The following is a 25,231-nucleotide window of genomic DNA, read 5'->3' on the forward strand; positions in this document are numbered from 1 at the left end:
CTGGCAAGTGTCTCAGGCGGGTCCGTTACCGTCCCGTGATTTATCCCACGGCGGGGGCGGTTCCCAGGGTGGATGAACGCCGAGTGAGGAGAAGAATTCCTGTTCACAAGGGCGCGATGACCGTTTGCTACCGCCAAGATCCACGTGTGGAGATCGGCGACCGGCGTTGCCGCCTCGTTCACCGCCAGGCCATTCCCGATGCCAACGATCCGAGGTGAGGGCAGCGTCGCTGTCCGCCCGTTTCCGCGTGTCCACTCGGGGAGATCACGCATGTCCCGCATACGGTCCGCCGCAGCCGCCGTCGCCCGCCTCGATCGGCGCACCTTCCTCGCCGCAACCGCCGCCACCGGTGCCACGGCCGGTCTGGGGCTCGCCTTCGGGCCCGGCAGTGGTTCGGCCGACGCCACGCAGCCCGCCACCGCGCGCGCCGCGGGCCGCCGGGTGGTGCAGGCCCCGGCGGCGCCCTCGACGGCCGGTACGACGCTGGAGACGTTCTCCGCCGCGCAGGGCGCCACCGGCTACCGGCGGCTCGCCGGCGGCCCCGCCTGGACCCGTGAGGTCCGCAGCGAGATCACCGGCGCCAAGGGCGGCCGCGAGGACCGGCGCACCGCGCTCGCCTCGTTCGTCCAGCTCACGGATCTGCACCTGACCGACGTCCAGCACCCGATGCGCTACGAGTTCCTGCGCAGCGGGCGCGCCGGGGCGTGGCGGCCGCACGAGGCGCTGACCATCGCCGGGGTCGCCTCGCTCATCGAGCGGATCAACGGGCTGCGCGGCGGACCCGCCACCGGGGCGCCGCTGTCGTTCGTCATGACCACCGGCGACAACACCGACAACAACGCCAAGATCGAGCTGGACTGGTTCCTGGCCGCGATGAACGGCGGCCGGATCACCCCCAACACCGGCGACCCGCGCCACTACGAGGGCGTCCAGAACAGCGGGCTCAAGGAGTTCTGGCACCCCGAGGAGGCGCTGCGCGACGCCGACAAGAAGCTCGGCTTCCCGCGCATCGACGGCTTCCTCAAGGCCGCGCTGCGCACCGTCAATAGCCCCGGGCTGCGGCTGCCGTGGTACTCCACCATCGGCAACCACGACGATCTGGCGGGCGGTGTCTACTCCCTCGGCCACGACTACTACGCGGACTTCGCCACCGGGAAGCGCAAGCTGGAGATCATCCCGGCCGCGGAGGCCGAGTCGCTCTACAAGGGGACGCGCAAGGGGGCCGACCCCAAGGGCGCGGACATGAAGGCGCTGCTGGAGGCGCACGCCAAGGACATGCGCACGGTCACCCCCGACGAGCGCCGTGCGCCCTTCACCCAGTCCGAGTACCTGGCCGCGCATCTCGACCCGGCCGCCACCGGCCCCGGCCCGGTCGGCCACGGCTACACCAAGGCCAACCTCGACGAGGGCACCCTCTACTACTCGTTCCGGGTCTCCGAGAACGTGATCGGCATCAGCCTGGACACCACCGACCCGGGCGGCCACTACACCGGTTCGCTCGGCACCGCCCAACTGCGCTGGCTGGAGCGGACCCTGAAGGCCCACAAGGACGACTACGTCATCGTCTTCAGCCACCACTACAGCCGCAGCCTGGACAACATGAACCGCGACCCGGGCCGGCCGGGCGAGGCCCGCCACGGCGGGGACGAGGTCGTCGCCCTGTTCCAGCGCCACCCTCAGGTGCTGGCCTGGATCAACGGCCACAGCCACCAGAACGAGATCACCCCGCGCGGCACCTTCTGGGAGATCACCACCGCCTCGCATGTGGACTTCCCCCAGCTGGCCCGGGTGTTCGAGGTCGTGGACAACCACGACGGCACGATCTCCCTGTTCACCACGCTCATCGAGTCGGCCGCGCCGCACCGCACGGACTTCTCGGACCTGTCCCAGACCGGTCTCGCGGCGCTCTACCGCGAGCTGTCCTTCAACACGCCCGGCGCCAGCCAGAAGCTGGCCGGTGACGCGACGGACCGCAACACCGAGCTGCTGCTGCGCAAGCCCTGAGCCCTGAGCCCGAGCCGCCCGCACCGGGTGGCCCGATACCCCGCCTCCGCGCCGGGGCATCGGGGCGTCAGCGCGGCAGGACCACCACATAGGAGGCCGGGTCGCGGTCGGCCGCCGCGATCAGGGCGGTACGGACCACCGCGGCCTGTTCCTCCGGGGTCTCCCGGAGCTTCTTCGGGGTGACGCGCACGACCGTGATCCCGAGCCGCTCCAGGTGCTCGCGCTTGCGGCCGAAACCGCCGCGCCAGACCTCCTCGTCCTGGCGGGGCGCCCGGGTGTCGATCTCCACCGCCACCGCCTGCTCACGCCAGTAGGCGTCCACCCCGCCGAGAGCGGGCCCGCCGGGCAGCCGCAGCTCCACGTTCCACAGGGGCTCGGGCAGGTGGTGGCCGCGGATCATGTCGTACAGCCGCCCCTCGGCGATCGCCCGGCCCTCGGCGAGCAGCGCGTCCACGGCGTCCACGACATGCGGCCGGGACAGCAGCCGGGCCGAGTTCAGCTCCGCGACGACGGCCGTGGCCTCGCAGTGGCCGTGGCGCACGGACTCGGTGAGCAGTCTGCGGACCAGGACGGCGTCGGTGAGCCGGGCGACCGCGTCGGCGAGGGCGCGGGCCACCGGGGCGGTGGGCACCCCCGCGACGTACTGGGGGCCGGGCAGGGTGCCGGCCCGCACGAAGCGTACGAAGCCGGTGGCGCGCAGCCGCCGGGTGCGCGGCACCAGGACGTCGATCCGGTCGAGGGAGGCCAGCGGGGGAGCGGAGGAGAAGTGGTACAGGGCGAGCGCGGCAAGCCCGGTGATCATCGCCTCGCCGTGCGGCTCGCCGCCGCCCGGCGCGGAGCCGTCGGCGCCCTGGCCGCGGCTCGCGGTGTACAGCAGCGCGGCCAGCAGCCGCTCCTCGCTGGTCGCCGGGCCGGGGTGGAGCAGATGGACGCCCGGCAGGATCTGCTGCCAGGGCCCGCCGGCCCGGCTGCGCTCCGCGGCGACGGCCGCGGTCACACCGTGCTCGCGGAGCTGACGCGTCGTCAACACCCGGCGCTGGACGTCCGAGAGGTGGTGGAGAGGGCGGGGGGACAGCGGCGTGTTGTGGCTCATGCCCCCGCCATTCCCGCGTCCGCCGCACCGGCTAACCCCTGTTACAGAGTCGTCGACAAAAGCGGACAACCCCGCACTAAAGTACGGTAGTTCGAATGCCGAAAGGCTCCCCGCCCCGATGCCCGACCGCGTCCCGCCAGCCTGGCCGCGTCCCGCCACTCCGGCCGCACCTCGCCACCCCGGCCGCGTCCCGCCAGTCTGGCCGCGCGGCCAGCCCGCGGGGTCCAGCCTGCGGGGTCCTGCTGCGGGGCCCGGCCGCGAGGTCCGGCTACGGAGTCCGACTTGCGAGGCCCTGCTGCGAGGTCCGACCACGCGGCCCGGCCGCGAGGGGCCGGACCGTCGCCGAGGTGGTCGCCGAGCTGGACGCGGGGGAGCGCCCCGAATTCCCGGTGAACATCGCGATCACCCGGGAGGACGGCGCGGTCACGGGCGAGATGTCCATCGTCAGGACCCTGGGCCCCGCAGCGGTGCCCGGCTTGCGGGGTCCGGCCGCACGGTCCGGCCGTGAGGCCCCGCCCCGGTGCCCGCGCGGCGCTCGCCCGGCGGTCGCCGGGGGCGCCGCGCGGGCGTCCGAGGGTCGGCGTACGCCTTAGGCGGCCGCCCTCTCGTCGCATTGCTGCCCGCGCAGGGCGCGGGCGAGGTCGTCGCGTGCCTCCAGGACCAGTCGGCGCAGCGCGGGCGCCGCGTCCTGGTGGCCGTCCAGCCAGGCGTCGGCCGCCTCCAGGGCGCGGGTGTCGCCCTGGGCGGCCGGGAACAGCCCGCGCACGATCGCCATCCCGATCTCGATCGACCGCTCCTGCCAGATCCGCTCGATCACCTCGAAGTAGCGCGGTGCGTACGGCGCCAGCAGATCCCGCTGGCCCGGCTGGTCGAAACCGGAGATGGTGGCTTCCACCAGGGCGTTGGAGAGGCGGTCGGACTCCACCACCGCGTCCCATGCCTCGGCCTTGACCGAGGCGGAGGGCCGGGCGGCCAGACACCGCACCTGGTGGCGCTTGCCGGAGGCGGTGTCGTCGCGCGCCAGCTCGGCGCCGATCAGCGCCTCGTCGGCCTGACCGCTCGCGGCCAGCGCGGCCAGGAACGTCCAGCGCAGCTCCTGGTCCACATCCAGCCCGTCGATCCGGGCCGTGCCGTCCAGCAGCCCGCTCAGCATCCGCAGCTCGGACTCGGTGACGGCGACCTGCGCGAAGAACCGCGCCCAGGCGAGCTGATGCCCGCTGCCCGGCTCGGCCAGCCGCAGCTCGCTCAGCGCGACCTCGGCGAGCTGGACGCCGGCCGCCTCGCGCGCGTCCGGCGCCGAGTAGTGGTGCAGGGCGGACAGCGCCCATGCCTGGACCATCTGCAGCACGCCGATGTCGCTCTCGGCCCCGGCGAACCGCCGCACCAGCTCCAGATAGTCGCGGGCGGGCAGCAGCGCGTCGCGGGTGAGGTTCCACAGCGCGGACCAGCTCAGCGCGCGGGCGAGGGGGTCGGTCAGCTCGCCCAGGTGCTGGCGCAGGGTGTCCAGCGACCTCTCGTCGAAGCGGATCTTGCAGTAGGTGAGGTCGTCGTCGTTGACCAGGATCAGATCGGGCCGGGAGGCGCCGGTCAGCTCGGGGACGACCGTACGGGGGCCGTCGACGTCCACCTCGGCGCGGGCGTAGCGCACCAGGGCTCCGGGGCGCTCACCGGCCGGGGCCTCCTTGCGGTACAGCCCCACGGCCACCCGGTGCGGCCGCAGTGTCGGGTGGCTCTCGGCGGCTTCCTGCTCCACCGCCAGCTCGGTGATGTGCCCCTCGGCGTCATAGGTGGCCTGCGGGGTGAGCGCGTTGACCCCCGCGGTCTCCAGCCAGGCGCGCGACCAGGTGGCCATGTCCCGCCCCGAGGTCTCGCCGAGCACCGACAGCAGATCCGACAGCCGGGTGTTGCCGTACGCGTGCCGCTTGAAGTAGCGCCGCGCGCCCTCCAGGAAGGCGTCCTGCCCGACGTAGGCCACCAGCTGCTTGAGCACGGACGCGCCCTTGGCGTACGTGATCCCGTCGAAGTTGAGCTTGGCGTCCTCCAGGTCACGGATGTCGGCCGTGACCGGGTGGGTGGACGGCAGCTGGTCGGCGCGGTAGGCCCAAGCCTTGCGGCGGTTGGCGAAGGTGATCCAGCCGTCGGTGAAGCGGGTCGCCCCGACCAGGGCGAAGGCCCCCATGAAGTCGGCGAACGACTCCTTGAGCCACAGGTCGTCCCACCACTCCATGGTCACCAGGTCGCCGAACCACATATGCGCCATCTCGTGCAGGATGACGTTCGCCCGGCTCTCGTACGACGCCTGGGTGACCTTGCCGCGGAAGATGAACTCCTCCCGGAAGGTCACACAGCCCGGGTTCTCCATCGCGCCGAGGTTGTACTCCGGCACGAACGCCTGGTCGTACTTGCCGAACGGGTACGGATAGTCGAAGTGGTCGTGGAAGAAGTCCAGACCCTGCTTGGTGACCGTGAAGATGTCGCCCGCGTCGAAGTGCTTGGCCAGCCCCTTGCGGCACAGCGCGCCCAGCGGGATCTCCAGCTCGGAACCGTCCGGCAGCGTGCGGCGGTAGAGGTCGCTCTCGTGGTGGTACGGACCGGCGAGCACGGCCGTGATGTACGTCGAGATGGGCCGGGTCGGGACGAAGTGGCTGGTCGCGGCGCCATCGCCGGCACCGGACGGCTCGACCCGGTCCACCGTCCCGTTGCTCAGCACCGTCCAGCCCTCCGGGGCGGTCACCGAGAAGGTGAACGGGCCCTTGAGGTCCGGCTGTTCGAAGTTGGCGAAGACCCGGCGGGCGTCGGCCGGCTCGTACTGGGTGTAGAGGTAGACCTCGCCGTCCTCCGGGTCCACGAAGCGGTGCAGGCCCTCGCCGGTCCGGCTGTAGGCGCACTGCGCGTCCACCACCAGCTCGTTCTCGGCGGCGAGCCCCTCCAGGGCGATCCGGGAGCCGTCGAAGACCGCCGCCGCGTCCAGTTCCCGCCCGTTGAGCCGCACCGAGGTCACCGAGGGCGCCAGCAGATCGGCGAAGGTCGCCGCGCCCGGCTCGGCGCAGCGGAAGCGGATCGTGGTCGTGGAGCGGAAGGTGCGCGGCCCGGACCCGGTGTGCTCACCGACCGCGGACCGCAGATCGAGCGCCACCTCGTAACGCTCGACGGCCAGCAGCTTCGCCCGCGCACGGGCCTCGTCACGGGTCAGGTTCTCACCGGGCACGACGCGGCTCCCTCGGCAATGTCTCGCATCTCGGATATCGGACAGCGGAAATCATGTCACGGTGCACCGACAGCCGGTATCGGGGAATGGGCTCCCCTCCCGCCCGCGTTGGGTGAGGTAGCTAGCTCTCTATTCATTTGCGATGACGACGCGCCCGCTTGAGGAGAAACCGTGACCGAGACTGCCAAGACTCCTGCTGATTTCTGGTTCGATCCGCTGTGTCCCTGGGCCTGGATGACCTCGCGCTGGATGCTCGAGGTGGAGAAGGTGCGCCCGGTCGAGGTGCGTTGGCACGTCATGAGCCTCGCCGTGCTCAACGAGCCCAAGCTGGATGAGCTGCCCGAGGAGTACCGCGAGCTGCTGAAGACCGCCTGGGGCCCGGTCCGGGTCTGCATCGCCGCCGAGCAGAAGCACGGCAGCGAGGTTCTCGGCCGGCTCTACACCGCCCTCGGCACCCGCTTCCACAACCAGGGCCTGGAGAAGAACCGCGAGACGATCGTGGCCGCCCTCGAGGAGGCCGGTCTCCCCGCCGACCTCGCCGACTACGCCGACTCCGACGCGTACGACACCGAGCTGCGCGCCTCCCACAAGGAGGGCATCGAGCTGGTTGGCCAGGACGTGGGCACCCCCGTCATCGCCGTCCCGGGCTCGGACGGCGAGCAGGTCGCCTTCTTCGGCCCGGTGGTCACCCCCGCTCCCAAGGGCGAGGACGCCGCCAAGCTGTGGGACGGCACGCTGCTGGTCGCCTCGATCCCCGGCTTCTACGAGATCAAGCGCACCCGTACGGTCGGTCCGATCTTCGACTGACCCCCTGCGCCGCCGCCACGGCAGGGCCCCCGCGCGAGTCGACCGCGCGGGGGCCCTTTTCGCTTCCCGGCCGCCCATGCGTGGGCACACGCATGGGCGGCCGAGTGGCCATGCCCGGGCGCTGGGCCCGGGCGTACGGGTGGCTCAGCCCCGGCGGCCCACCAGCTTCCAGGCGGCCGGCAGCGCGCCCATCGCCAGCGCGGCCTTCAGCGCGTCCCCGATCAGGAACGGGGTGAGCCCGGCCGCGACCGCCTCGCCGAGGGAGATGTGGGTGGCCAGCGCGAGATACGGGACGCCCACGGCGTAGGTGACCGCCGAGCCGACCGCCATGGTGCCCGCAGTGCGCAGCACCCCGCGGTCACCGCCGCGCCGGGCCAGCGCGCCCACCACGGTCGCCGCCAGCAGCATGCCCAGCACATAGCCGAACGACGGCATGGCGGCGCCGGAGCTGCCCTCGGCGAACCACGGCACGCCCGCCATGCCGACCAGGGTGTACAGCGCCAGCGACAGGAAGCCGCGCCGGGCGCCCAGCGAGGTGCCCACCAGCAGGGCGGCGAACGTCTGGCCGGTCACCGGCACCGGCGAGCCGGGGACGGGCACCGAGATCTGGGCGGCGAGACCGGTGAGCACGGCGCCCCCGATGACCAGCGCGGTGTCCCGGGCCAGGACGCGCCGGGCGGGAAAGACCGCGTCCGCGAGGACCGTACCGGGTGTGGCGGCGGCAGAAACCGTGCTCATCAGCGATGCTCCCAGGTCAGAGGGTGGATACCGCGACGCTAACCCAACGCGCGGGCCCCGGACACCGTCGGATGACCACAAAGCCGGACGCATCGGCTTGGCGGCTTCTGGCAGAGACACCCGATACGGAGCGTGACGCCGGTGTCCGATATCCAGAAAAGATTGGCCGCGATGTTGTCCTGATAGGACGCGCCCTTCACACTAGGGACGTTTTGCATCCGCCCGCTCGCCTCGTAAGGGACAGAGAAGAAGAATGAACCGGACATCCGCGTCCTCCGGGCCATCCGGCACCGCCGAGGTGACCGGCACGGGCGCGACCGCCACGCCACCGCTCTCCCACGGCCTCAAGCAGCGCCATCTGTCGATGATCGCCCTCGGGGGTGTGATCGGCGCGGGGCTGTTCGTCGGCTCCGGCGCCGGAATCGCCGCCGCTGGTCCGTCGATTGTGGTGGCCTACGCGGTCTCCGGGCTGCTGGTGATGCTCGTGATGCGGATGCTCGGCGAGATGTCGGCGGCCAACCCGGCCTCCGGCTCGTTCTCCGTGCACGCCGAGCGGGCGATCGGGCCCTGGGCGGGGTTCACAGTGGGCTGGATGTTCTGGATCCTGCTGTGCGTGGGCATCGCCGCCGAGGCGATCGGCGCGGCCGGGATCATGGTCCAGTGGTTCCCGGGCACCGACTCCTGGATGTGGGTCGCCCTCTTCATGGCGATGTTCTGCGCGACGAACCTCGCGGCGGTCAGCAACTTCGGCGAGTTCGAGTTCTGGTTCGCCGCGCTGAAGATCGCCGCGATCACGATCTTCCTGGTCCTCGGCGTACTCGCGATCCTCGGCGTCCTGCCGGGCACCGACGCCCCCGGCGGCTCCCATCTCACCGGTGACGGCGGCTTCTTGCCCAACGGGGTGAACGGCCTGGTCGTCGGCCTGCTGGCCTCCGTCTTCGCCTACGGCGGACTGGAGACGGTGACGATCGCGGCGGCCGAGTCCGAGAACCCGGTCAAGAGCGTCGCGGGCGCGGTGCGCACCGCGATGTGGCGCATCGCCCTCTTCTACGTCGGCTCGATGGTGGTCGTGGTCACGCTGATCCCGTGGAACGACAAGGCGGTGGTCGCCGAGGGTCCCTACGTTGCCGTCCTCAACCACCTCGACATCCCCGCGGCCGGGGACATCATGAACGTGATCGTGCTGATCGCGCTGCTCTCGGCGATGAACGCCAACATCTACGGCGCCTCCCGCATGTCCTACTCCCTGGTCACCCGCGGCGAGGGCCCCGCCTTCCTGGGCCGCGTCACCGGCGGCGTCCCCCGCCTCACCGTGCTCGCCTCCTCCTTCTTCGGCTTCGTCGCGGTGCTGCTCAGCTACTGGTGGCCGGAGACCATCTTCAAGTGGCTGCTCAACATGGTCGGCGCCGCGGTACTGGTGGTCTGGGGCTTCATCGCCGCCGCCCAACTGCGCATGCGCAGCCGCCTGCAGCGCGAGGCCCCGGAAAAGCTCGTGGTGAAGATGTGGCTCTTCCCGTACCTGACCTGGGTCGCGCTGGCCGCGACGGTCGGAGTGCTGGTGCTGATGCTGCGCGAGAGCGACACCCGCAGCCAGCTCTACGCCACGGCTGTCATGGCGATCGCGCTCGCGATCATCGGATACGTACGGCAGCGGATGTCGGTGGCCCGACAGGAGGGCTGATCAGGGCTGATCAGCGCTGGGCTTCGGCCTCGGCTTGCCATTCGGCGAGCCACTGGCGGTTCTCCGCGATGAACGGGTGCTCGGGTCCGAGCACCCGTTCACGGCGTTCGATGAGTTCTTGGAGCGCCGTGATGGCCTCGTCGTACTTGCCCAGCCCGTGCGCGACCCTGGCGGTGAGGCTGAGTGCGGCGAGGGCCAAAGGATGATTCGCACCCTGAACGCGGATACGGTCAGCCAGCACGCGGCCAGCCACCGGTTCGGCTTCCGCGTAGCGACCGAGCGCCCGTAGCCCGTCGCCGTAGTCATGGCGAACCAGGAGGGCCGTGAGGTGGTCCGGCGGCAGGAACCGCTCGCAGTCCTCGACGACACGGGCCTCCTCGTCGAACTGCTCTCTTTTGCCGATCGCGGAAAGCGTCAGGACCAGCAAGGACCGGCTGACGAAGGTCTCCAGCGCGTCCGCGCCCAGCACCCGGCGCTGGGCCGCCGTTGCCTCGCGAAGCAGCTGCTCAGCCTCTTCCAGGCGGTCGAGTAGCCTCAGCGACATCCCCAGGCCCACACAGCTCCACAGCGTTTCGGGGTGATCCTCGCCGAGCACGCGCTTGCGTGTGGTCCAAATCCGCCGATGCAGCGCTTCGGCATCCGCGCGCCGCGCCAGGAAGAGCAATGCCCGCGCCTCGGCGTCATACGCGGCCAAAGTGACGGAGTGTTCTCCGCCCAACGTCCGCTCGGCGACGTCCGCGGCGTATCGGGAATGTCGCAGAGCTCCCGTGACGTTTCCCGCGTGCTGCATCTGCCGTGCGATGCGCACCATCAGTCCGGCCGACAGTTCCCCCGAAGCTCCCCGCAGCAACTGGGTGACGTGCGGGGCGAGCAGCTCCCATCCGGAGTACGTTTCGACCGGTACGGTTTCGTCCGGCGGCAGTGCCGCCTCCAGCAACCGCCCCGCCGCCTCGGCCAGCGCCGCACGCTGCCCCTCCGGAACCCCGGCAGCGACGCTGTCCAGCAGCACCCCATGAGCCTGTACGCACCGACGCCCGTCCGCCTCGACCATCCCGATCAGCGAATGGTCGAGCAGCCCGCGCAGCGCGGGCTCGACCCGGTCCGCCGCGAGCGGCGGGTCGAGGTGGCCGAGATCCACCTCACCCCGCGCCACCGGCATCAGCAGCGACAGCGGCACCGGGTCCGCCGCCCAGCAGGACAGCAGCCGTAGCAGGGTCGTCGCCTCCGGCAGCCCCTGTCCGGCGAGGGCGTCCAGGGACAACTGCCAGGTGCGGCCGACGAGATGGCGGGACTGGCCACTGCCCGTACTCGCCGCGCCCAGGTCGACGAGTGCCGTCGAGTCCTCGCTCAGCTTCCGGTCGTACTCGTCCATCGACCACGACTCCAGGAGTTGATGCGACAGATGCGAACCCGCCAGGGTCAGGGCCAGCGGCAGACAGCCCAGCCGTCGCGCCACCTTCTGCGCCGACTCGACGGTACCGGCGTCCGGTGCCAGATCGCAGAGGACCTGTGCCGCGTCGGCCTCCGGCAGCACCCCGACGGGGTGCCGTGCCGACCCGGCGCCCCGCCACAGCGGCGAGGTCGCGTGGCGCGTGGTCACCAGGACCGTGCCGAGCGGGCTGGTGCGCAGCCAGCCGCCCTCCTCCAGGACCGTCGGGTCGTCGGCGTTGTCCAGGACCAGCAGCCAGCGCTGGGCGGAGTGGTCCAGGTAGTGCCAGACCAGGTCGGCGGCGGCGCGCTGGCCGCTGGCCGCGGCGGCCAGTTCTCCGGTGGTGGCGCCCCGGTCGCCCGCCACGGCGAGCATGCCCGCTCGCAGGGAGATCCGCTCCGAGGCGTTCACCCAGAGCCCGATGCGTCCGTGGTCCCTTACGGCCTCCGTGAAGAGGGCGTGCGCCACCGCCGTCTTGCCGCAGCCGCCCAGGCCGTGCAGGACGTGAACGTCGCCACCGGGGCCGGTGACGGCCGCTCGGAGGCGCTCCATAAGGTCGGCGCGGTCCCGCAGGATGCCCGGTGTCCGCCCGACGAGCGGCACTCGTACGGAGTCGGGGACCGTCGTGCCCTGGGGCGGCCGGGGGCCGACCGGCTGGGGTGCGAGGAGGGACCCCGTTCCGGACCCGTAGTGGTGATGGTGCTCCTGGATGTACTGGTCGCCGCCGGTCTGGAAGACCCGGCCCTGGCCGGACGCGCGGCCGTCGATGGGGCCCGGCTCGCTCATCGCTCGGTGATGTGCTGGTCGCGGCCGGCCTGGTAGACCCGGCCGCTGCCGGACGCCTCGGCCGTCATATGGATCTCGCCGACGGCGGGTCGCTGATCGGGGAGGCGGGGGCTCAACTCGTCCAGGATGCGGCGCAGTTCATCCGCCACCTCCGGCTGGGCCACCAGCAGTCGGCGCACCCGTCCCTGCCATTCGGCGGCCAGCTCCGCCTCGGAGTCCTCGTCGCCCGTCTCACGCGCGAGCAGCAGATCGGCACGGCTCGCCTCGAACTCCTCGCCGATGCCGTCGGCTCTGGCTGGCTGGAACCTCTGCCAGAGCGAGACGAGGCCGTCTCTGGCCGACTCCCAGGCGGTGGTGGCCATCAGCGTGACCATGGTGGTGCCCGCCGTCCTGGCGAGATCGGCGATCTGCGGATCCATGCCCTCCCCCTTCGAGCGACCTTTGATCATAGGTCCGCCGTTCGCCCCGCGCATGGATCAGATCAGGCCACTCCCCGTGCATGGCGCCCGGCACCCGACCGGCCCGCGTGCGCTGGCGGAAAACGCTCTTGCTGCTAGCGTGTACTTGCAAGTTAATTGCAATAACGGGTCCGAAGGGCTTCGCATGGCCATCTACACACTTCCTGAACTTCCGTACGACTACTCGGAGCTGGCCCCGGTCATCAGCCCCGAGATCATCGAGCTGCACCACGACAAGCACCACGCCGCGTACGTCAAGGGCGCGAACGACACGATGGAGCAGCTCGCGGAGGCGCGGGACAAGGATCAGTGGGGCTCGATCAACGGGCTCGAGAAGAACTTGGCCTTCCATCTGTCCGGCCACATCCTGCACAGCATCTACTGGCACAACATGACCGGTGACGGCGGCGGCGAGCCGCTGGAGAGGGACGGGGTCGGAGAGCTGGCCGACGCCATCGCCGAGCACTTCGGATCCTTCGCGGGCTTCAAGGCCCAGTTGTCCAAGGCCGCCGCCACCACTCAGGGCTCGGGCTGGGGTGTGCTGGCGTACGAGCCGGTCAGCGGGCGGCTGGTGGTCGAGCAGGTCTACGACCACCAGGGGAACGTGGGACAGGGCTCGGTGCCGATCCTGGTCTTCGACGCCTGGGAGCACGCCTTCTATCTGCAGTACAAGAACCAGAAGGTGGACTTCATCGAGGCCATGTGGAAGGTCGTCAACTGGCAGGATGTGGCGCGCCGTTACACGGCCGCCAAGGAGCGTGCCCACAACCTGCTGCTGGCCCCGTAACCCGGAGCGCCCGCCAGACCACCTGCTTGCGTGATCGTCTTCTCACCGAACACCGGGCAGGCGGAAAAGGGGCCCCCGCGCGGTCGACTCGCGCGGGGGCCCTGCCGTTGGTGGGAGTGGTGTCCTCAGGTGAGGGTCCAGCGCTGGTTCGGGCCGTTGTGGCAGCTCCACAGCACCAGCCGGGTGCCGTTGCCGGTGCCGTTGTCGTAGGCGTCCAGGCAGCGGCCGGAGCCCTGGTGGACGAGGGCGCCGGAGGCGTTCACCTGCCACTTCTGGCCGGTCGCACCGGTGCAGTCGCCGATGACGACCCTCGTACCGTCGGCGGTGCCGTCCTTCTCGGCGCTCAGGCATTTGCTGCCGTAGACGGTCAGTTCATTGCGTGAGGTGAGCCGGAAGAGCTGGTTCTGGCCGCCCTGGCAGTCCCAGAGCTGGGCCTGGGCGCCGTTGGTGATCGTGTTCTGGTCCAGATCGACGCAGCGCCCGGAAGCGGCGCCGATGATCTGGGCACCGTCGGTGCCGGGGAGGTCCTGGACGGTGATGGTGTCCGGGCCGCCGTTCACGGTGACCGTGTTGGCGCCCTTGGCCAGTGAGAGCAGGACGGAGACGGTGCGGCGGGCGGTGGCGGAGCCGGTGGGCGGCAGGGCGAGCGTGGTGGCGTACTGGCCGCCCACGCGGAGGGTGGCGATACGCGGGGCGGTGTCGCCGTTGGCGTAGGTGAGGTCGGCCAGTTTCAGCCCCGCCGTCTTGGCCGTGACGGTGAGGGAACCGGTGCCCTGGTAGGTGGTGCCGGGGGCTTCCGTGCCCGAGACGGTCAGCAGCATCGCCTCACCGGCCGGGACGGTGGCGGTGTAGCCGCCGCTGTGGGTGCCCACCGGGGCGCGCTTCCAGACGTCACGGACGGAGGCGGCGGCGCCGGTCAGCCCGAGGTCGGTCCAGCGGGCGGTGATGGGCTTGGCGGCGGAGGTGCGGTTGAGCAGCAGCACGGCGCGCTGCCCGGTGCCGGACAGCACCTTGGCGTACACCTGCAGCCCCGCGGCGTCCTCGGCGACCTTCACCCCCTGCAGCCCGCGCGGGTCCTGGTCGACGGCGATGACTTCGGGGTTGGTGAGGTTGGCGGCGGTCTCCCGCGTCATGGTGGTGAGGTCGTTCCCGGCGAGCAGCGGGGCACCGGAGATCGCCCACAGGCTCATATGGGTGCGGTCGAACGTGGCGTTGGAACCCTTCATGCCGACCGTAAGCATGTCCGGGTCGTTGTAGTAGCCGGTGTGCTGGGCGGTGGGGTGCAGGCCCTGGTCGAAGTTGGACAGCATCGCGGTGGCCGAGGGCGTCTGTCCCCAGTAGATGATGTCGGTGCTGGTACGCCACAGATCGCCCACGCCCGGGGCCCAGTTCCACGGCCGGCCCGAGCCCCATTCGCACAGCGACAGCACGAGACGGCGGCCGGTGACGGCGGTCGCCGCCTTGTTCGCCTCGCTGAGGGCCCGGTAGGTGGCCTCCTGGTTGAGCCCCTCGTCCTGGCCCCCGCACCAGTCGACCTTGACGTAGTCGAAGCCCCACTCCTGGAAGGCCCGCAGATCCTGCTCGTAGTGGCCTTCGCTGCCGCTGCCCGGGGCGGGCGGGGTGCCCGGCGGGGTGGGGTAGAAGTAGCCGCAGCCGTTCTTACCGGCGTCGGTGTAGAGCCCGGCCTTGAGCCCCTTGCTGTGGATGTAGTCGGCGATGGCCTTCATCCCGCCGGGCCACTGCTGGGAGTCGACGGTGATGTTGCCCTTGCTGTCGCGGGTGCCCCACCACCAGCCTTCGTCGATGTTGACGTACTCGTACCCGGCCTCGGCCATGCCGGAGGACACCAGCGCGTCCACCTGGGCCTTGATCGTGTGGTAGTCGATCTGGCTGGCCAGGCTGTTCCACGAGGCCCAGCCCATGGGCGCGGTGGGTACGTCGACCTGCGGGGCGGGGGCCGCGGGGGCCGAGGGCGCCGCGTACGCCACGGCGCCCGGCCCGGTGAAGCCCAGCCCGGTGACGGTCAGCAGAACGGACAGCAGAACGGCCGGCAGCGCCCCGGCCAGGCGCCTGGGCCGTGATCGGGGCCGTGGCCGGTCGGGGCGGAATAAGCGTGGCAGGCCGCGGAGGACAAGGCGCATGAGGAAACCACTCCCATTCGATATATCGAACCATGTTCGCGATATGGGTCGTAGCTGATCTGCGAAGGATTCTGTGGACCCGGCCGGCCGATGACAAGAGGTGTGCGTGGGGAAACTGTCTCCCGACGCCACGGGGCCCCGCGCGGACGGCTCGCGCGGGGCCCTGGTGGTCCGTTGTGGTCAGCCCGCCGTCTCCGGCGCCCGTCCCCGCGTCCGGCGGATCGCCCGTGCCGCCATCGGCCCGACCAGCGCGATCAGCGACAGGCACAGGATCGCCGCGGAGAGCGGGCGGGTGAAGAAGATCGTCCAGTCGCCCTCGCTGAAGGCCAGCGCGCGCCGGAACTGGGTCTCCGCCATCGGACCCAGCACGGCGCCCAGAATCAGCGGGGCGACGGGATAGCCGGTGCGGCGCATGCCGAAGCCCAGCACGCCGAAGAGCACCGCGATGCCGAGGTCGACCGCGTTCTGCGACAGCGCGTACACCCCCAGGGCCGCGAAGACCAGGATGCCTGCCGTGAGCAGCGGGCGCGGCAGCCGGAGGAGCTTCACCCACAGCGGGATCAGCGGCAGGTTGAGCACGAGCAGCATCACATTGCCGATGTAGAGGCTGGCGATCAGCGTCCAGACCAGCGCCGACTGGGTCTCGAACAGTTGCGGGCCGGGCTGCACGTTGTACATCTGGAACGCGATCAGCAGCACCCCGGCCGTCGCGGAGGTGGGGATGCCCAGCGTCAGCAGAGGCATCAACACCCCGGAGAACGCGGCGTTGTTGGCGGCCTCGGGGCCCGCCACCCCCTCGATGGCGCCCTTGCCGAACTGCTTCTTGTGCCGGGACAGCCGCTTCTCCACGTTGTAGCTCAGGAACGTGGGTATCTCCGCGCCGCCCGCGGGCAGGGCGCCGATCGGCAGGCCGATCGCCGTACCCCGCAGCCACGGCTTCCAGGACCGTCGCCAGTCCTCGGGGCTCATCCCGATCCTGCCGCCCACCGGGAGCACCCGCTCCTCGGGCGCCCGCCGCAACCGGGCCGCGGTGTAGAGCGCCTCCCCGATCGCGAAGAGGCCGACGGCGACGGCCACGATCTGGATCCCGTCGTACAGCTCCGGCACCCCGAAGGTGTAGCGCGCCTGGCCGGTGAGGCTGTCGATGCCGACGAGCCCGATGGCCAGGCCCAGGAAGAGGCTGCACAGCCCGCGCGCCGGGGCGTCGGCCACGACCGCGGTGACCGTGGCGAAGGCGAGGATCATCACGGCGAAGTACTCGGCGGGCTGGATCTTCTCGGCGATCTGCGCCATGGCCGGGCCCGCGAAGGTGATCCCGACGGTGGAGATCGTGCCCGCCACGAACGAGCCGATGGCGGCCGTGGCGAGCGCGGCCCCGGCGCGCCCCGATCGGGCCATCGGATGGCCCTCCAGGGTCGTGGGGACCGACGCCGTCTCCCCGGGCACGTTCAGCAGGATGGCCGTGGTGGAACCGCCGTACATCCCGCCGTAGTAGATGCCCGCGAAGAGCACCAGCGCTCCGGTGGGGTCGAAGACGAAGGTGAGCGGGAGCAGCAGCGCCACCGTCGTGGCGGGACCCAGGCCGGGCAGCACGCCGACCAGCGAGCCCAGCGTGCAGCCCGCGAAGGCCAGCAGCAGATGCATGGGGCTGAACGCGCTGCCGAAACCGCCCATGAGGTCGTTGAGGACATCCATGGTCAGAACGCCAATCGGACGATGCCGGGCGGCAGATGGATGCCCAGCAGACGGTCGAAGAGGAAGTACACGGCCAGCGCGAGCACCAGGCCGATCAGGGCGTCACGGAGGAGCCGGCGGCTGCCGAGCACCCGCGCGACCAGTGCGAAGAGCACGGCGGTCGACTGCCAGTAGCCGCAGGGGGCGAGCGCGAACAGATAGCCGACCAGCAGCGCGAGCAGGGCCGCCACCGGGCGCCACTCGGTGAGCCGGGCCTCCTCGCGCGCCTGCTCGGCCTGCACCGGGTCGCTGCCGCGGAACGCCTGGACGACGGTGACCGACGCCGCGACGCACAGCCCCACGCCGACCAGCAGGGGGAACGCCCGGGGGCCCACGTCCTGGTCGATGGCCCCCTCCGGAATGGCGAACGCCCAGCCCAGCACGGCCACACCCGCGGCGAGGAAGAGCAGCGCGGCCACCCGCGGCCCCCAGAGCGGCCCCTCCGGCGGGAGCCGGTCATCCGGCGGGGCGGCGCCGCCCGGCGCGCCCGAGGCATCCAACGCCTCCGGGTTCACCGTGTCGTTCCGCGCGGTCACCGCCGCGTCGCGTTCGCTCACGGCCTCGCCCGGTGTGCTCACCGCCGCGTCGCGCCCGCTCACCGTCTCGTCCGGTGTGCTCACCGCCTCGTCCCGCGCGCTCATGAGCCGAGCCCCACGGACGTGAGCGCCTGGCCGACCTGGCGCTGCTGCTTGTCGATCAGGGCGCCGTACGTCTTCCCCGGCACCCACACGCTCTTCCAGTCGTTCTGCCGCAACGCCCGCTTCCAGCACGAAGTCCGGCGCATCCGGTCCACCACCTTCACGATCGCCCGCTGTTCGTCGTCGCTCAGCCCGGGCGGGGCCATGACCCCGCCGACGCTCACCACGCTCTCGTCGCCGTAGCCGAGTGCGGAGAGGGTGGGGGCGTCGATGCCCTCCGGGGCCTTGTCGCCGCTGACCGCGAGGACCCGCAGCTTCCCGGCCTCGATCTGCGGACGGACCTCCGTCAGCGTGGACAGGCCGACCTTCGAGGCTCCGCTCAGCAGCAGGTTGAGCACCTCCCCGCCGCCACCGGTGGGCACATAGGTGACCTTGCGCGCCGAGACGCCCGCGGCCTTGGCGAGGGCGGCCACCGTGATGTGGTCCGGGCCGCCCAGCGAACCGCCCACCCAGGACGTCTGCTTGGGGTCCTTCCGCATGGCCGCCAGCACCGAGCGCAGGTCGCGGAAGGAGGAACGGGCCGGCACCACGATCGCGGTCGTGCTCACCGTGAGCCCCGCCACGGGCGTGAGCTCGGACAGCTTCACGGGGGAGTGGTTCTGGATGGCGCCGCCGATCATGGTCACCGTGTCCATGGTCATTAGCTGGTACGGATCGCCTCCCCGCCCCGCCATCCGGGCGAGCCCGATGGTGCCGCCCGCCCCCGGGGCGTTGGTGACCGTGACGTCCTCGTCGATGGTCTTGCAGGTGGTGAGCGCCGAACCGATGCCGCGCGCCCGTGCGTCCCAGCCGCCGCCGACGCTCCCGGGAGCGAGGATCGACAGCCCGCGGGAGGGGTAGTCGGCGACGGCGCCCGAGTCGTCCAGCGAACCGATGGTGCACGCACTGCTCACCGTGGCCACGAGGGCGACCACCGCTGCCAGCCGCGGGCCGTTCCTGAGGAGAGGAGGCATGGGGACGCTCCAGGCGAGGGAGGGGAAGGCGAAGTGGGCTGGAGCTTGCGCCTCCGCCGACGGCCCCCACAAGACGATTGACTGGAAGGCGTCAATGGCCGACGCTGCCCGGATGCCCGTCGTGATCGAGCTGGGGCCCGCCCCGGAGCACCGCATCAGCACCCGCCTGTCCCCGCTCGCCGAGCTGTGCGCCTGTCTGCACGCGCTGGACGGGCCACGCCACCATCCGGCCAGCCGGCGCTGGGTGGGGGCGGTCCTGCACGGCGCGGACGAACGGCTGCTGGAGCGGGCCGGACTGTGGGCGCCGTTGTGGGGCGCCTTCCGCGCCCGCTATCTGCTGCCCCTCACCCCGGGCCCGGAGCGCGACCTGGAGGAGGAGCTGGCGGAGGTGGCGCGGCTGGACGAGGAGACGTTCACGACCATGACCGAGCAGGCGCTCGTCGGCAAGAACGGCCATGGCCCGGGCTCCGGATCCCGGCGCGGCGGCCGCTCGCCGGAGCGCTTCCTGGCCCGGCTGCGGCAGCTCTCCGAGCGCCGGTTCGACCTGGGGCTGCGGCTGCTGGCCGACCCGGCCGGTTTCCGCGACGGCCTGCTCGCCTTTCTGTCCGCCGTGGCCGAGGAGGTCTTCGAGGCGGAGTGGACGCGGCTGCGCGCGACCCTGGAGGCCGACGCCCGGATCCGCGGCCATGAACAGTCCCGCTACGGGGCGGCCGTGCTGGCCGGATTCCCCACCGCCCGCATGGAACAGGACCCGCCACGGGTGGTCTTCGACAAGCTCTACAACGCGCGGGCCAGCCTCGCCGACAGCCCCTGTCTGCTGGTGCCGTCGCTGCACATCAACCCGCATCTCGCGATCAAGCACTACCCCGGATACCCGGTCGTGGTGCAGTACCCGGTGCGCGACGCGGCGGGCGCGGAGCCGACCGCCCTGGACGTGGTGATGCGCGGGCTGCGGGCGCTGGACGAGCCGCTGCGCATCCGGATGTGCCGGGCGCTGCTGCGGCAGTCGATGACGACGACGGAGCTGGCCACCCAGTTCGAGATGACGCCCCCGCAGATGTCGCGGCATCTGCGCAAGCTGCGGGAGGCCGGAATGGTGCACACCCACCGGGAGGGCGCGCGGGTGCACTACCAGCTGGACGAGGCGGCGGTGCGCAACCTGGGCGTCGATCTGCTCTCCGCGCTGCACCGCTGAGACCGGCCCTCCGCGCTGCGGCACCGAGACCGGCGGCGCCGCTCATACCGACCGAAGGAGCCGCTCATAACCGACCGAAGGTATTGACGCTCAGGAGGCAATCATCTTGAGCGGTGTGCGGACCGCCCCGGATCGTGGCGGCACCCGCCACGGCAGAAGGAAGCGATACGTGACCACCCCCCGCGTCAAGACCACCAAGGCGTTCTACCGCACCGGCTCCACCACCTGGTTCGCCTCACGGCACGACCAGCGGTTCTCGTTCGGCCTGCACATCCCGTCGGTGCACGAGACCACCGACACCCCGCTGCCGCTGATGGTGATCCAGCACGGCACCGCGCGCACCGCGGCCCAGTACCGGGACGCGATGGCCGAGTTCTCCGAGCGGCACGGCTGTGTCGTGCTCACCCCCTTGTTCCCGGCGGGCATCGGGGACCCGGAGGACCTGCACAACTTCAAGTTCATCGAGTACGGCGGCATCCGTTACGACGAGGAGCTGCTGGCGATGGTGGCCGAGGCGGGGGAGCGGTTCCACATCGATACCGAGCGCTTTCTGCTGCAGGGCTTCTCGGGCGGCGGGCAGTTCGCGCACCGCTTCCTGTATCTGCACCCCGAGCGGCTCAGCGGAGTGTCCATCGGCGCGCCCGGCCGGGTCACGCTGATCGATCCCGACCGCGAGTGGTGGCTGGGCACGGCGGGGTTCGAGGAGCGCTTCGGGGTGCCGCTGCGGCTGGATGAGATCCGTAAGGTGCCCGTGCATATGGCGGTCGGGGCGGAGGACACCGAGACCTGGGAGATCAACAACCCGGGTGACTCCAACTGGATGGACGGCGCCGACGCCGTCGGCCGCACCCGCGTGGAGCGCATCACCGCGCTGCGGGACAACTACACCGCGCTGGGCATCGACGTCACCCTCGACATCGTGCCCGGCGTCGGGCACCGGGGCATGGGGGTGCTGGACGCGGTCCGTGCCTTCGCGGAGCGGGTCCTTCCGCGCGTCGTCTGAGCCCGGCACAGCTCCCGTACGCAGCCCCCCGAGACAGCCCCCGTACGCAAGCCCCCCGAGACAGCCCCCGGACGCGGCCCCCCGAGACAGCCCTCGGATGCGGCCCACCGGGCCCGGCCCCCGGACACGGCTGTGCCCCCGGGCGGCGGCCGGTACACCGTCGCCCAGGGGCACAGGGGAATTCAGCAGAGCGCGCCTCTACGGGGCCGCCGTCTCCTTGGCGGAGGCATCGGAGGAGGCGGCCGGGTCGGGGCCGCGACCGGCCACGAGGCGGTCCCGGACCAGGGCGAAGGCCACCACGAGCGCGGCCACCAGCGCGGAGAGGATCACCTGCTCGCGCCCGTCCTTGTCGGTGAGCATATAGACCAGGACGAACGAGATCATCGCGATCGTCGCCCAGGTCAGATACGGGAACAGCCACATCCGGACGATCAGCTTCTCGGGGTTCTCGCGCAGGATGATCCCGCGCATCCGCAACTGGCTGAAGCAGATCACCAGCCAGACGAAGAGCGCGACCGCACCCGAGGAGTTCAGCAGGAAGGTGAAGACCGTGTCCGGCCACTGGTAGTTGAACCAGACCGCGACGAAGCCGAAGACGACCGAGCCGAGGATCGCGGCCGCCGGCACGCCACGGGCGTTGGTGCGGGCGAAGGCGGCCGGGGCGTCGCCGCGCTGGCCGAGCGAGAAGGCCATGCGGGAGGCGGTGTAGAGGCCGGAGTTCAGACACGAGAGCACGGCGGTCAGCACGATCACGTTCATGATGTCGCCGGCGTGCGGAATGCCGATCGAGTCCAGCGCCGCGACATAGCTGCCGTCGTCGGCGATCGCCTTGGAGTCCCAGGGCAGCAGCGTGACCACGACGAAGATCGAGCCCAGGTAGAAGACCGCGATACGCCAGATCACGCTGTTGGTGGCCTTGGTGACCGCCCGCTGCGGGTTCTCGGACTCACCGGCCGCGAGGGTGACGATCTCGCTGCCCATGAAGGAGAAGACCACCAGCAGCACACCGGTAAGGATGGCGCCCGGCCCGTTCGGCAGGAAACCGCCGTGATCGGTGAGGTGGGCCAGGCCCGCGCCCTCGTTGTCCGAATGCGGCAGTACTCCGAAGACCGCGAGCCCGCCGACCACGATGAACGCGGCGATCGCCACGACCTTGATCCCGGCGAACCAGAACTCGAACTCACCGTAGGAGCCGACCGAGACCAGGTTGGTCGCGGTGAGCACCACCATGACGATCAGTGCCCAGCCCCACTGCGGGACCGCCGGCCACCAGCCCTCCAGGATCTTGGCGCCGGCGGTGGCCTCGACCGCCAGCACCACGACCCAGAAGAACCAGTACAGCCAGCCGATGGAGAAACCGGCCCAGCGGCCGAGCGCCCGGTCGGCGTAGGCGGAGAAGGAGCCGGAGGTGGGATTGGCGGCGGACATCTCGCCGAGCATCCGCATGACGAAGACGACCATGAGGCCGACCAGCGCATACGAGACAAGAATGCCGGGACCGGCCTTCGCGATACCCGCGCTGGAGCCGACGAACAGACCGGCGCCGATCACCCCGCCGATCGCGATCATCGACAGATGGCGGTTTTTGAGCCCCGCTTTGAGGCCGTCGGGCGAGCCCGGATCGCCGGGTGCCTGCTGCTGCTCCGGCGTGGTCGCAGGTTGTGCGCTCATGTGCTGGATTCCTTTGCTCTCGCGTTACGAGCGACGCCAGTGAATCTCAGGAGGTCCGCCAGTTGAACCTTTGATTCCAGATTGTTACTTGAGGTTTTCATGAGGTTCCTTGGCGCTACCGAGTTTTGTGCGACGCCTACCCGGGGCGGCGGGGGCCACACGGCCATGACACACTCGGAATATGCGCGTGTACCTCGGCTCGGACCATGCCGGTTTTGAATTCAAGAACCACCTCGTGGAGTGGCTCAACGCGGCCGGCCACGAGCCCGTCGACTGCGGCCCGCACGTCTACGACTCGCAGGACGACTACCCGCCGTTCTGCCTGCGCGCCGCGGAGCGGACCGCCGCCGACCCGGAGAGCCTCGGCATCGTCATCGGCGGATCCGGCAATGGTGAGCAGATCGCGGCGAACAAGGTCAAGGGGGTGCGCGCGGCACTGGCCTGGAGCGAGCAGACCGCGGCCCTCGGCCGTGAGCACAACAACGCCAATGTGATCAGCGTCGGCGCCCGGATGCACACGCAGGACGAGGCGACCAAGTTCGTCGAGATCTTCCTGAACACCCCGTACTCGGGCGAGGAGCGGCACACCCGCCGCATCGAGATGCTCAGCGCCTACGAGACCACCGGCGAGCTGCCGCCCATCCCGGCCCACCACCCGCAAGGCGACTGATGCCCGAAGGGCACACGATCCACCGGCTGGCCGCCGACCACCTCGAGACCTTCGGGGGGCGGCCCGTCCGGGCCACCAGCCCACAGGGGAAGTTCGCCGACGGCGCCGGGCTGATCGACGGCCAGCCGCTGCACCACGCCGAGGCCCACGGCAAGCACCTCTTCCTGGACTTCGCGGCCACCGGCTGGGTCCACGTCCACCTCGGGCTCTTCGGTACGTACGCCTTCGGCCCGGCCCCCGCCCCGCCCGCCACCGACACCGTCCGGCTGCGGCTGGCGAACCCCGAGGGCTACGCGGATCTGCGCGGCCCGACCGCCTGTGCACTGATCACCGACGGGGAGAAGCAGGCGATCCACGACCGGCTGGGCCCCGATCCGCTGCGCCCGGCGGACGACGGCGAGCGGGCCTGGACCCGGATCTCCCGCAGCCGGGTCAGCGTGGCCGCGCTGCTCATGGACCAGAAGGTGATCTCCGGCGTCGGGAACGTCTACCGCGCCGAGGTGCTCTTCCGGCACGGCATCGACCCCTACCGCCCCGGCCGTGCGCTGACCCGCGCCGAATGGGACGCGATCTGGGCCGACCTGGTGGCGCTGATGCGCGAGGGGGTGCGGAACAACCGGATCGACACGGTCCGCCCCGAGCACACCCCCGAGGCCATGGGCCGCCCGCCGCGCGTGGACGACCACGGCGGTGAGGTCTATGTCTACCGGCGCGCCGGACAGCCCTGCCATGTCTGCGGTGGCGAGATCCGTACCGCCGATCTCGCCGCCCGCAACCTCTTCTGGTGCCCTGACTGCCAGCGGCCCTAAGGCGACGGCCCTAAGGCGACGGCCCTAAGGCGGCGACCGTAAGGCGGCAGCCATAAGGCAGCGCCCTTGAAACGGCCGCCGGGCCGCTCACCCCGGGGCCGCATCCGCCGCCCCGAAGCCGTCAGAAGCCGTGGGGCAACCATGGGGCGACCGGGGAGGCGAACGCCGTCGCCGCCTCCGTAAGGGCGCCCTGACGGATCTCCTGGACGCGTCCCGCACCCGCCAGCGCGGTGAGCGAAACCCCACCGAGATACGCCGCCCCCAGCTCCCGTACGCCCAGCCGGAGATCGGGAGCGTCCTGTGTCCGCTCGCAGGAGGCGCCCTTGGCGTCGCCGCTCAGCCGCCAGCGCCCCTCGTTCCACGGGCAGAAGGGGTCCGTGACCTCCAGGACGGCATCCACCAGGGTCGTGTACGTCCGCCTTTCGAGCGCGGCCCCCACGTCCACCAGGCGGACGTACAGCGAGTCGCGCAGCCTTACGGCGCACCGCCGGATGTCCGAGACCAGGTGCTGCCACGGATCGTCGACCGGGCGGGAACCGGTCCGGATCACCGAGGTCAGGTCGAGTTCGAAGAGCAGGCGCCACAGCGCCGCGTAGGACGCCGGGTCCAGGGCCTCCAGATCACGCAGGATGACCGTGCCCTTCGGCCCGGCCAGATCCCAGTCGGGCTTGACCGCGAAGCGCGCATAGCCGCTGACCTCGCCGCCCGACTCGGCCAGCACACAGCGCAGCGGGGACGCCCCTTCGCGCTCGCCCGGCGGGTCCAGCAGCGGCAGCCGCTCCCAGCCGGGGCGCCGCTCCAGCATGCCCGGCCGGGTGGACACCCGCCGGGCGTAGACGGCCTCGCACGCCTCGACGGCCGACTCCGGGGGCACCACGCGCAGCCGAACGTCGTCGGTGCCCTCGGGGACGGTCAGCCGCACCTGGGCGGTGTCGATCTCGGCGTAGGCGTTCTGCGTGGCGGCGCCGTACCCGAACCGTCCGTAGATGTCCGGTTCCGATGCGGTCAGAACGGCCAGCGGCTCATCGCCCGCCGCACGTATGTCGTCCAACTGCCGCCGCATCATGCTCCGCAGCACTCCGCGCCGCCGGTGCGTGGCCTGCACGCTCACCATCGTGATACCGGCCGCGGGGACGATCGCCCCGCCGGGAACCGACAGCCGGAAGCTGAACAGCCCCGCCGTGCCGACGATGTCGGCGCCGTCCCACACGCCGATCGAGCGCTCGCATTCGGTCAACTCCCTCCAGAGCGCGGATTCCTCCGGCGCTTCGGGAACTCCTCCGAATGCGAGTACCAGTTTTCCGTACCAATCATCCCAAATCGATGGGTCGAGCACACGCAGCTCAGTCCTCATATTCCCATCCCT

General features: G+C 71.2%; 19 protein-coding genes and 1 pseudogene. 9 read left to right on the forward strand and 11 right to left on the reverse strand.

Annotated elements, in window-relative coordinates; genetic code table 11:
* The first annotated feature begins 270 nt into the window (after positions 1 to 270).
* Positions 271 to 2,004 carry a TIGR03767 family metallophosphoesterase gene (locus J5X86_RS08780; RefSeq protein WP_208516211.1) on the forward strand — a complete coding sequence of 578 codons (1,734 nt, stop codon included), beginning with the start codon at positions 271 to 273 and terminating at the stop codon, positions 2,002 to 2,004.
* 67 nt (positions 2,005 to 2,071) lie between these two features.
* On the opposite strand, the gene J5X86_RS08785 is transcribed toward J5X86_RS08780, so the two are convergent.
* Complete coding sequence (locus J5X86_RS08785) at positions 2,072 to 3,097, reverse strand: hypothetical protein (RefSeq protein WP_208516212.1); 1,026 nt, start codon at positions 3,095 to 3,097, stop codon at positions 2,072 to 2,074.
* Between the two features lie 320 nt (positions 3,098 to 3,417).
* Here J5X86_RS08785 and J5X86_RS08790 point away from each other — a divergent pair.
* Positions 3,418 to 3,558 (forward strand): annotated as a pseudogene (locus J5X86_RS08790) (DUF4442 domain-containing protein); the annotation flags it as partial.
* 128 nt (positions 3,559 to 3,686) lie between these two features.
* On the opposite strand, the gene pepN reads toward J5X86_RS08790, so the two are convergent.
* Entirely contained in the window at positions 3,687 to 6,305 is a 2,619-nt protein-coding gene (gene pepN / locus J5X86_RS08795; RefSeq protein ID WP_208516213.1) for an aminopeptidase N, read from the reverse strand.
* A gap of 171 nt (positions 6,306 to 6,476) precedes the next feature.
* Between pepN and J5X86_RS08800 the strand changes: the two genes are divergently transcribed.
* Complete coding sequence (locus J5X86_RS08800; RefSeq protein ID WP_078641439.1) at positions 6,477 to 7,112, forward strand: DsbA family protein; 636 nt, start codon at positions 6,477 to 6,479, stop codon at positions 7,110 to 7,112.
* A 144-nt stretch (positions 7,113 to 7,256) separates the two neighbouring features.
* On the opposite strand, the gene J5X86_RS08805 is transcribed toward J5X86_RS08800, so the two are convergent.
* A complete protein-coding gene (locus J5X86_RS08805) occupies positions 7,257 to 7,850 on the reverse strand; it encodes a biotin transporter BioY (RefSeq protein WP_059145689.1) in 594 nt (197 codons plus the stop codon).
* 253 nt (positions 7,851 to 8,103) lie between these two features.
* Here J5X86_RS08805 and J5X86_RS08810 point away from each other — a divergent pair, with 253 nt between their 5' ends.
* Positions 8,104 to 9,531: an amino acid permease gene (locus J5X86_RS08810; protein ID WP_208516214.1), complete on the forward strand. Its 1,428-nt coding sequence runs from the start codon at positions 8,104 to 8,106 to the stop codon at positions 9,529 to 9,531.
* 10 nt (positions 9,532 to 9,541) lie between these two features.
* Here J5X86_RS08810 and J5X86_RS08815 read toward each other — a convergent pair whose 3' ends face one another.
* Both J5X86_RS08815 and J5X86_RS08820 read right to left on the reverse strand, forming a co-directional pair.
* Positions 9,542 to 11,746, reverse strand: a complete 2,205-nt coding sequence (locus J5X86_RS08815; RefSeq protein WP_208516215.1) for a tetratricopeptide repeat protein — start codon at positions 11,744 to 11,746, stop codon at positions 9,542 to 9,544.
* Positions 11,743 to 12,165, reverse strand: a complete 423-nt coding sequence (locus tag J5X86_RS08820; protein ID WP_078641435.1) for a hypothetical protein — start codon at positions 12,163 to 12,165, stop codon at positions 11,743 to 11,745. Before J5X86_RS08820 ends, J5X86_RS08815 begins: the two co-directional genes overlap by 4 nt.
* 184 nt (positions 12,166 to 12,349) lie before the next feature.
* On the opposite strand from J5X86_RS08820, the gene J5X86_RS08825 reads away from it, so the two are divergent.
* Positions 12,350 to 12,991, forward strand: coding sequence for a superoxide dismutase (locus J5X86_RS08825; RefSeq protein WP_059145691.1), 642 nt, complete (start codon positions 12,350 to 12,352; stop codon positions 12,989 to 12,991).
* 125 nt (positions 12,992 to 13,116) lie between these two features.
* Here J5X86_RS08825 and J5X86_RS08830 read toward each other — a convergent pair whose 3' ends face one another.
* The 4 genes from J5X86_RS08830 to J5X86_RS08845 form a co-directional block, all read right to left on the reverse strand.
* Positions 13,117 to 15,132 carry a ricin-type beta-trefoil lectin domain protein gene (locus tag J5X86_RS08830; protein WP_208516216.1) on the reverse strand — a complete coding sequence of 672 codons (2,016 nt, stop codon included), beginning with the start codon at positions 15,130 to 15,132 and terminating at the stop codon, positions 13,117 to 13,119.
* A 180-nt stretch (positions 15,133 to 15,312) separates the two neighbouring features.
* Complete coding sequence (locus J5X86_RS08835; RefSeq protein WP_078641434.1) at positions 15,313 to 16,827, reverse strand: tripartite tricarboxylate transporter permease; 1,515 nt, start codon at positions 16,825 to 16,827, stop codon at positions 15,313 to 15,315.
* 2 nt (positions 16,828 to 16,829) lie between these two features.
* A complete protein-coding gene (locus J5X86_RS08840) occupies positions 16,830 to 17,507 on the reverse strand; it encodes a tripartite tricarboxylate transporter TctB family protein (RefSeq protein ID WP_243979926.1) in 678 nt (225 codons plus the stop codon).
* Positions 17,504 to 18,517 (reverse strand): tripartite tricarboxylate transporter substrate binding protein, encoded by a 1,014-nt coding sequence (locus tag J5X86_RS08845; protein ID WP_208516217.1) that lies wholly within the window; start codon positions 18,515 to 18,517, stop codon positions 17,504 to 17,506. Before J5X86_RS08845 ends, J5X86_RS08840 begins: the two co-directional genes overlap by 4 nt.
* A 112-nt stretch (positions 18,518 to 18,629) precedes the next feature.
* Between J5X86_RS08845 and J5X86_RS08850 the strand changes: the two genes are divergently transcribed.
* Positions 18,630 to 19,712, forward strand: coding sequence for a DUF5937 family protein (locus tag J5X86_RS08850; RefSeq protein ID WP_208516218.1), 1,083 nt, complete (start codon positions 18,630 to 18,632; stop codon positions 19,710 to 19,712).
* Between the two features lie 169 nt (positions 19,713 to 19,881).
* Positions 19,882 to 20,715: a hydrolase gene (locus J5X86_RS08855; protein WP_078641431.1), complete on the forward strand. Its 834-nt coding sequence runs from the start codon at positions 19,882 to 19,884 to the stop codon at positions 20,713 to 20,715.
* Between the two features lie 198 nt (positions 20,716 to 20,913).
* On the opposite strand, the gene J5X86_RS08860 is transcribed toward J5X86_RS08855, so the two are convergent.
* The gene (locus tag J5X86_RS08860) at positions 20,914 to 22,386 is read right to left on the reverse strand and encodes an amino acid permease (protein WP_078641430.1); all 1,473 of its coding nucleotides are present in this window, start codon (positions 22,384 to 22,386) and stop codon (positions 20,914 to 20,916) included.
* Positions 22,387 to 22,567: 181 nt separating this feature from the next.
* Here J5X86_RS08860 and J5X86_RS08865 point away from each other — a divergent pair, with 181 nt between their 5' ends.
* Positions 22,568 to 23,056: a ribose-5-phosphate isomerase gene (locus J5X86_RS08865; RefSeq protein ID WP_014060711.1), complete on the forward strand. Its 489-nt coding sequence runs from the start codon at positions 22,568 to 22,570 to the stop codon at positions 23,054 to 23,056.
* Positions 23,056 to 23,865: an Fpg/Nei family DNA glycosylase gene (locus J5X86_RS08870; protein ID WP_014060710.1), complete on the forward strand. Its 810-nt coding sequence runs from the start codon at positions 23,056 to 23,058 to the stop codon at positions 23,863 to 23,865. Before J5X86_RS08865 ends, J5X86_RS08870 begins: the two co-directional genes overlap by 1 nt.
* A gap of 121 nt (positions 23,866 to 23,986) precedes the next feature.
* On the opposite strand, the gene J5X86_RS08875 is transcribed toward J5X86_RS08870, so the two are convergent.
* Complete coding sequence (locus tag J5X86_RS08875; RefSeq protein ID WP_208516219.1) at positions 23,987 to 25,219, reverse strand: GNAT family N-acetyltransferase; 1,233 nt, start codon at positions 25,217 to 25,219, stop codon at positions 23,987 to 23,989.
* Between the last annotated feature and the right edge of the window lie 12 nt (positions 25,220 to 25,231).

The sequence above is a fragment of the Streptomyces sp. NEAU-YJ-81 genome, assembly GCF_017592595.1.
Taxonomy (GTDB): Bacteria; Actinomycetota; Actinomycetes; order Streptomycetales; family Streptomycetaceae; genus Streptomyces; species Streptomyces hygroscopicus_B.

What these genes read in the sequence shown, in the direction of transcription:
- J5X86_RS08835 (WP_078641434.1), bottom strand. Translation starts at nt 16,827, where the DNA reads ATGGATGTCCTCAACGACCTCATGGGCGGTTTCGGCAGCGCGTTCAGC.
- J5X86_RS08850 (WP_208516218.1), top strand. Translation starts at nt 18,630, where the DNA reads ATGCCCGTCGTGATCGAGCTGGGGCCCGCCCCGGAGCACCGCATCAGC.
- J5X86_RS08780 (WP_208516211.1), top strand. Translation starts at nt 271, where the DNA reads ATGTCCCGCATACGGTCCGCCGCAGCCGCCGTCGCCCGCCTCGATCGG.
- J5X86_RS08840 (WP_243979926.1), bottom strand. Translation starts at nt 17,507, where the DNA reads ATGAGCGCGCGGGACGAGGCGGTGAGCACACCGGACGAGACGGTGAGC.
- J5X86_RS08830 (WP_208516216.1), bottom strand. Translation starts at nt 15,132, where the DNA reads ATGCGCCTTGTCCTCCGCGGCCTGCCACGCTTATTCCGCCCCGACCGG.
- J5X86_RS08785 (WP_208516212.1), bottom strand. Translation starts at nt 3,097, where the DNA reads ATGAGCCACAACACGCCGCTGTCCCCCCGCCCTCTCCACCACCTCTCG.
- J5X86_RS08805 (WP_059145689.1), bottom strand. Translation starts at nt 7,850, where the DNA reads ATGAGCACGGTTTCTGCCGCCGCCACACCCGGTACGGTCCTCGCGGAC.
- J5X86_RS08810 (WP_208516214.1), top strand. Translation starts at nt 8,104, where the DNA reads ATGAACCGGACATCCGCGTCCTCCGGGCCATCCGGCACCGCCGAGGTG.
- J5X86_RS08875 (WP_208516219.1), bottom strand. Translation starts at nt 25,219, where the DNA reads ATGAGGACTGAGCTGCGTGTGCTCGACCCATCGATTTGGGATGATTGG.
- J5X86_RS08815 (WP_208516215.1), bottom strand. Translation starts at nt 11,746, where the DNA reads ATGAGCGAGCCGGGCCCCATCGACGGCCGCGCGTCCGGCCAGGGCCGG.
- J5X86_RS08825 (WP_059145691.1), top strand. Translation starts at nt 12,350, where the DNA reads ATGGCCATCTACACACTTCCTGAACTTCCGTACGACTACTCGGAGCTG.
- J5X86_RS08870 (WP_014060710.1), top strand. Translation starts at nt 23,056, where the DNA reads ATGCCCGAAGGGCACACGATCCACCGGCTGGCCGCCGACCACCTCGAG.
- J5X86_RS08820 (WP_078641435.1), bottom strand. Translation starts at nt 12,165, where the DNA reads ATGGATCCGCAGATCGCCGATCTCGCCAGGACGGCGGGCACCACCATG.
- J5X86_RS08860 (WP_078641430.1), bottom strand. Translation starts at nt 22,386, where the DNA reads ATGAGCGCACAACCTGCGACCACGCCGGAGCAGCAGCAGGCACCCGGC.
- J5X86_RS08865 (WP_014060711.1), top strand. Translation starts at nt 22,568, where the DNA reads ATGCGCGTGTACCTCGGCTCGGACCATGCCGGTTTTGAATTCAAGAAC.
- J5X86_RS08845 (WP_208516217.1), bottom strand. Translation starts at nt 18,517, where the DNA reads ATGCCTCCTCTCCTCAGGAACGGCCCGCGGCTGGCAGCGGTGGTCGCC.